This window comes from Nostoc favosum CHAB5714 (assembly GCF_020829495.1).
GTDB classification, from domain to species: domain Bacteria; phylum Cyanobacteriota; class Cyanobacteriia; order Cyanobacteriales; family Nostocaceae; genus Nostoc; species Nostoc favosum.
On record NZ_JAIVFQ010000184.1, the window covers coordinates 1 to 6648 of the forward strand.

A 6648-nucleotide genomic window follows, 5' to 3' on the forward strand; every position below is an offset into this window, starting at 1 on the left:
AGATTATTTGTATATTTTGCGGTTCGTTGCGTCCAATTTACCTGAAAACCATCAATATATGTCAGACTTGTTATCGAAAACAGTCTAGCACCAGATGTAATCGTTGTGGACGGGTGACACACTATATAGCCCTGCAACAGTAAGCTGGCACCGTTCTGGATTGCTAGTTTTTTTCGACTGGTGCAAGCTGAATCGCATGGTTATGTTTAATCCAGTTTGTCGTCAAGTCAAAAGACCAGACCAGACTATCACTCACTATTCCTTGGAAGTGATTCAGCAGTTGTGTGACTACATTAAAGACAGCAATGCAGACCCAACTGAAGCTTTAGTGTTGTACCTAATCATCTTTCACGGGCTTTCCACCCAAGAATTACGGTTTGCTCAGTTACCTTGTGTGATTGCTCTGCGTGAAGAAATTCCTGTGCAGACATTGGTAGAGGCTTACTATTTAGTATTACCGAAGCCTATACCTTCTCGTGGTCTGAGAACATCAGGACGCTTTGATAATCTGCTTTTATTTCCATCCCAAGCTGCAATGTGGTTTAAGCCTTTACTTCAACGCTTCCTCGAACAACGTCAACAGAGACTAAAAGGTTCTACAAATCAGTATCTACTCGTTGCACCAGGACAGGCTTTGCATAAAAAGCCTGTAAGTCAAAAAACTATTCAACGAATTGTGAGACAAGCCTCGTTGCGTGTGTTGGGTGTTACCTGTTATCCCAAAGTTTTGCGATCTACTGCTGGGGTAATATTCACTGATCGTGCTGGAGTCGGTATATTATCCCGGATGGGATGGGGAGACCAACAAGCATTTGCATATGGCTATGCTCAACGTCAAACAGTTCGTCCACATGGTTATAGCGTCAGATAATTCATCTCTATTGTTGTTATCGGTAAATGAAATAGTTGAGTTATCTACTGGAAAAACAAGTTAATCCAACACACGAGCATGGAAAAGGTGACACTACATGGCAACATATTACGTTTTTGTAAAAGAGAATTACTTTAGACCTGTAAAGGTTGAAGCAGAAAGTATCTTCGATGCAGTTGATGAGGTTGCTTATGGAAAGGGGGAGAAATTTGGCTTGGAACATCACTCAACAGCACATTGGAGTGAGTGGATTGTAGAAGCTCAAAATGGTGTGAGATACTACCACTCCGTTGGAATTGGCTATGTCTTGTTATAAACTACAGTTGGTAGCAATTTTTACTATGAGAATTGCTGCCTTGTTTTATTTAATTGGATGGATAATTTTGAGTTAAGATTATGACAAATAGAGTCTCAGTATCTCATGTTTTTCCGAAAAATCTCAAAAAAAACTTAAAACCTTAGAAAAAATACTCACTGGTGGCCCTGGCGTTGGCAAGACGTTCACAACCCACACCATCGTCAGCCTGTGGAAAGCAATGGGGAAAACAATAGCTCTGGCTGCACCAACGGGTAGAGCAGCACAAAGGTTGTCAGAAATGACGGGCTTAGAAGCGAAAACCATCCACCGCTTGCTAGAGTTCGACCCCAAGACAATGGGTTTCAAACGCGACAACACTAATCCATTACCCTACACTGCAATTATCACGGATGAAGCCTCTATGCTCGACCTGTTTTTGGCACATTCCTTGGTGAAAGCTGTAGCTCTTGGAGCGCAACTATTATTAGTAGGTGACATTGATCAATTGCCTTCAGTCGGGCCTGGGAAAGTGCTAGCAGATCTAATAAATTGTTTGAAAGTGCCAGTAGTCAAGCTAACGCAAGTATTTCGTCAAGCCAAGCTTAGTGCAATTGTTACAGCAGCGCATCAAATCAACCAGGGCGATTATCCGAACATAGAACCGATTAGCGACAATCCTGTGTCAGATTGCTTGTGGCATGGTGGAGGACATGAGCCAGAACACGGAGTACAGGCAATCTGCGAGTTGATTAGCGAGTTTATTCCCCGGCTGGGTTTTAATCCGGCTTGTGATGTTCAGGTACTTTGTCCGATGTCGCGGGGTTTGGTAGGAACGCGCAACCTGAATATGGTGTTGCAGGGGTTGATCAATCCGCCTAGTTCCGATAAAGCAGAGATTGCTAAAGGTGGGATGACTCTGCGGGTGGGAGATCGCGTTATCCAGCAGACTAATGATTACGACCGCGAAGTGTTTAATGGAGACTTAGGAACTATCTCTGGGATTGATACTGAGGAGCAAGAGGTGACAGTTGACTATGGTGGTCGCCCTGTAGTTTACGACTATGCTGACTTGAATGAGATTACGCTGGCGTGGTCTATTTCAGTCCATAAGTCGCAGGGCAGCGAATATCCTGTAGTAATTATGCCTTTGTATATGCAACATTATATGATGCTCTCACGTAACTTATTTTATACAGGTTTGACTCGTGCTAGAAAATTAGCCATTGTGGTTGGCTCGAAGAAAGCGATATCCTTGGCTGTGCGAACGACAAATGACCAGCAGCGTTACACAAGATTATGGCAGAGGTTGTTGCAGCCGAATTGATGAACATGAACGCAGAATATCAGCTTGGTTAAACAAACAAAAAACTAAAATACTCTTGTACAATAACGAATTGGGTCTGCGCCAAGTTAATCTTTTTGGCTATTTAAGTCAGGAAAATTGAGTCAGAAATTGAATTATTTGATGTATAGTTTAAGTCCGCGCTGGTTATTAAATAGCCCTCAAGTTGTATGTCCAGTCCTAGTTCCGACATGGTTCGCGTTTACCTGCAAGAGATTGGCCGCTACCCAATGCTAACCGCAGACCAAGAAATTGCTTATGGCAGGCAGGTACAGCAGATGATGGCAATTGAACAAAGAAAAAATGAACTCGCCCAACAACTAAAACCTTGTAAAAAACTATGTAAAGCACTTGGGACAAGATTCATTTTTTGAACTTCACTAATAATGATAAAAAACTTAGAATTTTTTAGAATTATTTTTCTTCGTTAGGATACCAACCTGCCGGAATGACTTCAAAATTCCAAACATCTTTGAAGACGTATATGCGTCCTATAATTTCCGATGGGGAAAGCAAATTTTTGTCGCCTTCCTTCCAATCTTTTTTATCAACTGTTCCCATAACTACATAGTTATTACCTACAATTTGAGGATTTGTTTGGACAAAAGTAGCAGCCATCAATGGCTCAATTTCCTGTTTTTTAGCAATAATTAAGTCGCAGCTTGGGCAATATTTACACTGTTTATTTAGTAAAAATAGCTGTTTAGGTTCAATGTGGATTACCAAAGGGAACTTCCGTAACTTAGTTTTACTATCGCATTTGGGGCATTTAGTGAACGCACAATCACTATAAGAATTGAGAAAAAAGCGATGCCGCTTTTTAATTGTTTTATCTGGCTTTTTATTAACGCTATTTTTAACCATGCTACGATGAAAGCTTGATTAACTACATTTGGTTTTGTAACATAAGCTTAACTATAACAAGCGTGAAGAATTAACACTTACTCCTAACTAAAAATGGTGAGGTAGGTTGAGCTATTGCTAGACATTAAATGGTTGCTAGCTAAAGTTACCAACAGAGCAGAAGGAGCGATATTAGTCTTTTGAACATAGCCGGATACAGATGCTTCAATCACATCATAGTGCAACTTGGTTGCGGTAAGGTATTGTCAGCTTACCGCAAATTCACACTAACTACTTCATGTCCCAAACATCAAACTTTCTTCGGCTGATCTATTTTCCATAACCTAGAACGGCAAAACTAACTGGAGAGGTGAGACTAAAGGCTTAATTAAGTATGCGTCTTAGAAAATATCAAACGAGTTTACTATGCTTCCAACCTACCTCTAGCAAGTTTTACCGCTCTAGTCCATAACATATTCCCGTGGAGTTAGGTCAAGATTGAGATCCTTCCATTCCTCGGACGGAATCTTATCAAGTCGTGGCTTAAGCAATTCTTCATCTTTTCGAGACGATCTGAACAACAACCGCGTTGAAGCTACCGCAGCGTTTCGGTGAAAGCCTTGATGGTTTGCTGTCCACGTTGTGCATTTCCCGTAGTCAAGAAGTCTAAGATTGCGCCTTGAAATAAGTGGAATAGCAATAAAGCAGTAGTTTTGTCATTTGTGAGATTAAACAGAGAATCTATCCATTTTTGGCTCTCTTGCTCTACGAAACGTTGTGTTTCTGAATCGCCTTGTATGGCACGTTGATTTAGCTCCATCGTCAATTTCAGCAAGCCCAGCATGTCTGGTGAAGTCAAATGGCTCCACATTTCGAGTAATGGTTCTGCCAGACAATCTGCTCTTACAAGCGACAGGCTTTGAAATGACCATAGCTTTTGGCGCAAGCGAATCTCTAACAGACCAATGAGTTGTCGCTCCAATTCTTGTTTTGAGCCAAAGTGGTAAACGAGCATTCGTCCGCTAGTGCCTATCTTGTTAGCGATCATATTGATGCTCGAATCCAATGCTCCTGCCTCGATTGCAGCAGATAGACATTGTTCCAGAAGTTCTTGCTTCTTTTGAGGTTCAGTAGGTCGGCTCATGAGTTGACAGTTAACGTAATAGCTATTACATTAATAGTTAACGTAATGACTATTACATTAACATCATTCGGCAGGTCAACCCATGAGTACAAAAGAGAGGCTTGGCTTCATCTCCCTTGGTTTCGTTATCTGGGCAGCAGCAACGTTAATTTATCGCATGGTTGGTTCATCCTTCTTTGAAGGTTCTGCTGCTGGGTATTGGCTCAACGTAGGTTTGACGGGCATTTTATATGCCGTCGTTTCTCTGGGGCTGATGAAGTGGCGGAAGATAAAACAGCAAGATTGGTTACAAGGTGCAGTTTGTATTGCTTTGCCAGGAATGCTGGGCGAAATCCCAATTCTTGCTGGTTTTTCAAAACTTATGAGCAATATGCAGCCTGAAACAGCAGGGCGATATGCAGCTTTTCTGTTTGGAGGATACTCAATATTAATTGGCGCTGCTTGGTTGCTGTCTGCAAAAGCCAGTTCACAGTCTATTTCTAATACTCCATTTGTAGGTACAGAGTAATAAAGCACGCTCTGCGACGATGCAACCTACCAGCAATGAAGCGGACGGTTGAGAGCCTTGGTGGAGTTGCCAAGGTTGCTTGCCGCCGCTTATCTTTGTTGTTAGGTAGCTTGAGCTATTGATCGGGTTCTGAGCCAACTTCTACCCATCTGTATCTAGAAGCGGCCTGTTAATGAGATGATTGCGATCGCCAACCCAGGTATCTGAGATTTGATAAGTAGGATTAACTGCGGTGCCGCATCAGCAATGTCTCGACTAAAGACTGTGCTGTTTTCAATCGGCTAGGATCATTCGACTGTGCAACCCAAGCCGCTAAATCATTGAGTGAACCATTGACTAAGTGAGCAAAACCCTCTGCATCGATCGTGTTTAGCTCACCCTGAGTGACCGCGATCTGGATGGACTCATGAAGCAAAGCAAAGCCATACTGATCCATTTCAGCTAGGTCATCTGCTGCCAAAACGGCTGGAGCTTCAATGAAAACCAAACGCCGTAGTTCTTCCTGGTGAGCAACTTCCAGAAATGCCTGACAGCCGACAATTAGCTGTTGCCAATTGTTGTCAATGAGCTGAATTTTAGTTTGAATGTAGTCTGTGATCTCACCATAGGCTTCAACGATGACAACCTTAAACACACCCAACTTATCGTTGAATTGGTGATACAACGCTCCCCGTGTAATGCCTAACTCGCTGATGATTTCTTCGGTTCCCGTAGCGGCATACCCCTTTGTAGCAAATAAGTAACGCGCTCGGTCAAGAATGGCGCGACGAGTGCGACGAGTTTGTTCCGCTTTGGTCAACTTGGCAGGCATTGTGAATAGCTCGATTTTAACATTCAGACAGTATGTATCTTGACAGGAAAGCAAACTTCTACTATTTTAATATACATACAGATTGTATCTTTGGGTGAGGAATTTCCTCAAAGGAGTTTTCATGTTAGCCACCCTCAGCACTCGCAAAGCAACGACTGCCGATATTCCATTCCTCGTCAGAATTGAGTATGAGGCTTCTTTGCCGCCGTTTAATCACTGCTTTTGGGAAGATTTGTTGGAAGGGACTGGAACTACTGCCTTGCAGTTTATTGAGGCAGAACTGAGGGGAAATGCTTCTAATTGGGGCAACGTGGCGGATTTCCTGATTTTGGAAGCTGAGGGTAAGCCCGTTGCAGCCGCATCAGGCTATGTGCCTGATACAGAAGACTATTGCCCGTTGCCTCTGTCGTGTTTAGAGGCGATCGCCCAAGAGTTAAACTGGTCTACAGAAAACTTAACCGTCTTTCGCGATCGCTATCTGGCACTTTGGGGAGGGGATGTGCGACTGTTTTTCCTCACACCCCAGGCAACCTGGATTATTGAAAGTGTTGCCGTGTTGCCAGAAGCGCGGGGTCGAGGCTTTGGAAAAGCACTACTCAAAGCTCTGCTGGACGAGGGTCGATCACAGCAGCATGACTTTGCCGGAATTATGGTGATCAACGGCAATGATGTCGCTCGCCATACCTATGAGTCCATTGGGTTTAAGCCTAGCCCTGTCAAGGTGACTTTTTTGCAGTCGCTAAAAGTTTGGCAGTGGAAACATGTGGATGCTGAGGGTCATACTTTGGAGGATCTTTCTTCTTCTTTGGAGCACGGGTATGTTTGAGAAAA

At 43.1% G+C, this 6648-nt stretch carries 8 protein-coding genes and 1 pseudogene; 6 read left to right on the forward strand and 3 right to left on the reverse strand.

Annotated features, from left to right (window positions below; genetic code table 11):
- Positions 1-202 precede the first annotated feature (202 nt).
- The 4 genes and pseudogenes from LC586_RS39115 (at position 203) to LC586_RS39130 (ending at position 2885) form a co-directional block, all read left to right on the forward strand.
- On the forward strand, positions 203-871 hold the full coding sequence (locus LC586_RS39115; protein WP_229491178.1) for a hypothetical protein: 669 nt from the start codon (positions 203-205) through the stop codon (positions 869-871).
- Between the two features lie 97 nt (positions 872-968).
- Complete coding sequence (locus LC586_RS39120; RefSeq protein WP_229491179.1) at positions 969-1187, forward strand: hypothetical protein; 219 nt, start codon at positions 969-971, stop codon at positions 1185-1187.
- 151 nt (positions 1188-1338) lie between these two features.
- Positions 1339-2493: pseudogene (gene recD2 / locus LC586_RS39125) on the forward strand (SF1B family DNA helicase RecD2); the annotation flags it as partial.
- 188 nt (positions 2494-2681) lie between these two features.
- Positions 2682-2885: a sigma-70 factor domain-containing protein gene (locus tag LC586_RS39130; protein ID WP_229491180.1), complete on the forward strand. Its 204-nt coding sequence runs from the start codon at positions 2682-2684 to the stop codon at positions 2883-2885.
- A 40-nt stretch (positions 2886-2925) separates the two neighbouring features.
- Here the strand turns inward: LC586_RS39130 and LC586_RS39135 are convergent, their stop codons facing one another.
- On the reverse strand, positions 2926-3375 hold the full coding sequence (locus LC586_RS39135) for a hypothetical protein (RefSeq protein ID WP_229491181.1): 450 nt from the start codon (positions 3373-3375) through the stop codon (positions 2926-2928).
- Positions 3376-3949: 574 nt separating this feature from the next.
- Positions 3950-4498, reverse strand: coding sequence for a TetR/AcrR family transcriptional regulator (locus LC586_RS39140; protein WP_229491182.1), 549 nt, complete (start codon positions 4496-4498; stop codon positions 3950-3952).
- An 82-nt stretch (positions 4499-4580) separates the two neighbouring features.
- Here LC586_RS39140 and LC586_RS39145 point away from each other — a divergent pair, with 82 nt between their 5' ends.
- Positions 4581-5006, forward strand: a complete 426-nt coding sequence (locus LC586_RS39145) for a DUF5367 domain-containing protein (protein ID WP_229491183.1) — start codon at positions 4581-4583, stop codon at positions 5004-5006.
- 223 nt (positions 5007-5229) lie between these two features.
- Here the strand turns inward: LC586_RS39145 and LC586_RS39150 are convergent, their stop codons facing one another.
- Positions 5230-5817 (reverse strand): TetR/AcrR family transcriptional regulator, encoded by a 588-nt coding sequence (locus LC586_RS39150; protein ID WP_229491184.1) that lies wholly within the window; start codon positions 5815-5817, stop codon positions 5230-5232.
- Positions 5818-5938: 121 nt separating this feature from the next.
- Here LC586_RS39150 and LC586_RS39155 point away from each other — a divergent pair, with 121 nt between their 5' ends.
- The gene (locus LC586_RS39155; protein WP_229491185.1) at positions 5939-6643 is read left to right on the forward strand and encodes a GNAT family N-acetyltransferase; all 705 of its coding nucleotides are present in this window, start codon (positions 5939-5941) and stop codon (positions 6641-6643) included.
- The last annotated feature ends 5 nt before the right edge of the window (positions 6644-6648 follow it).

Excerpts from the sequence above, each read along its gene's own strand:
- LC586_RS39155 (WP_229491185.1), top strand. The coding sequence starts at position 5,939 with ATGTTAGCCACCCTCAGCACTCGCAAAGCAACGACTGCCGATATTCCA.
- LC586_RS39140 (WP_229491182.1), bottom strand. The coding sequence starts at position 4,498 with ATGAGCCGACCTACTGAACCTCAAAAGAAGCAAGAACTTCTGGAACAA.
- LC586_RS39150 (WP_229491184.1), bottom strand. The coding sequence starts at position 5,817 with ATGCCTGCCAAGTTGACCAAAGCGGAACAAACTCGTCGCACTCGTCGC.
- LC586_RS39135 (WP_229491181.1), bottom strand. The coding sequence starts at position 3,375 with ATGGTTAAAAATAGCGTTAATAAAAAGCCAGATAAAACAATTAAAAAG.
- LC586_RS39115 (WP_229491178.1), top strand. The coding sequence starts at position 203 with ATGTTTAATCCAGTTTGTCGTCAAGTCAAAAGACCAGACCAGACTATC.
- LC586_RS39130 (WP_229491180.1), top strand. The coding sequence starts at position 2,682 with ATGTCCAGTCCTAGTTCCGACATGGTTCGCGTTTACCTGCAAGAGATT.
- LC586_RS39145 (WP_229491183.1), top strand. The coding sequence starts at position 4,581 with ATGAGTACAAAAGAGAGGCTTGGCTTCATCTCCCTTGGTTTCGTTATC.
- LC586_RS39120 (WP_229491179.1), top strand. The coding sequence starts at position 969 with ATGGCAACATATTACGTTTTTGTAAAAGAGAATTACTTTAGACCTGTA.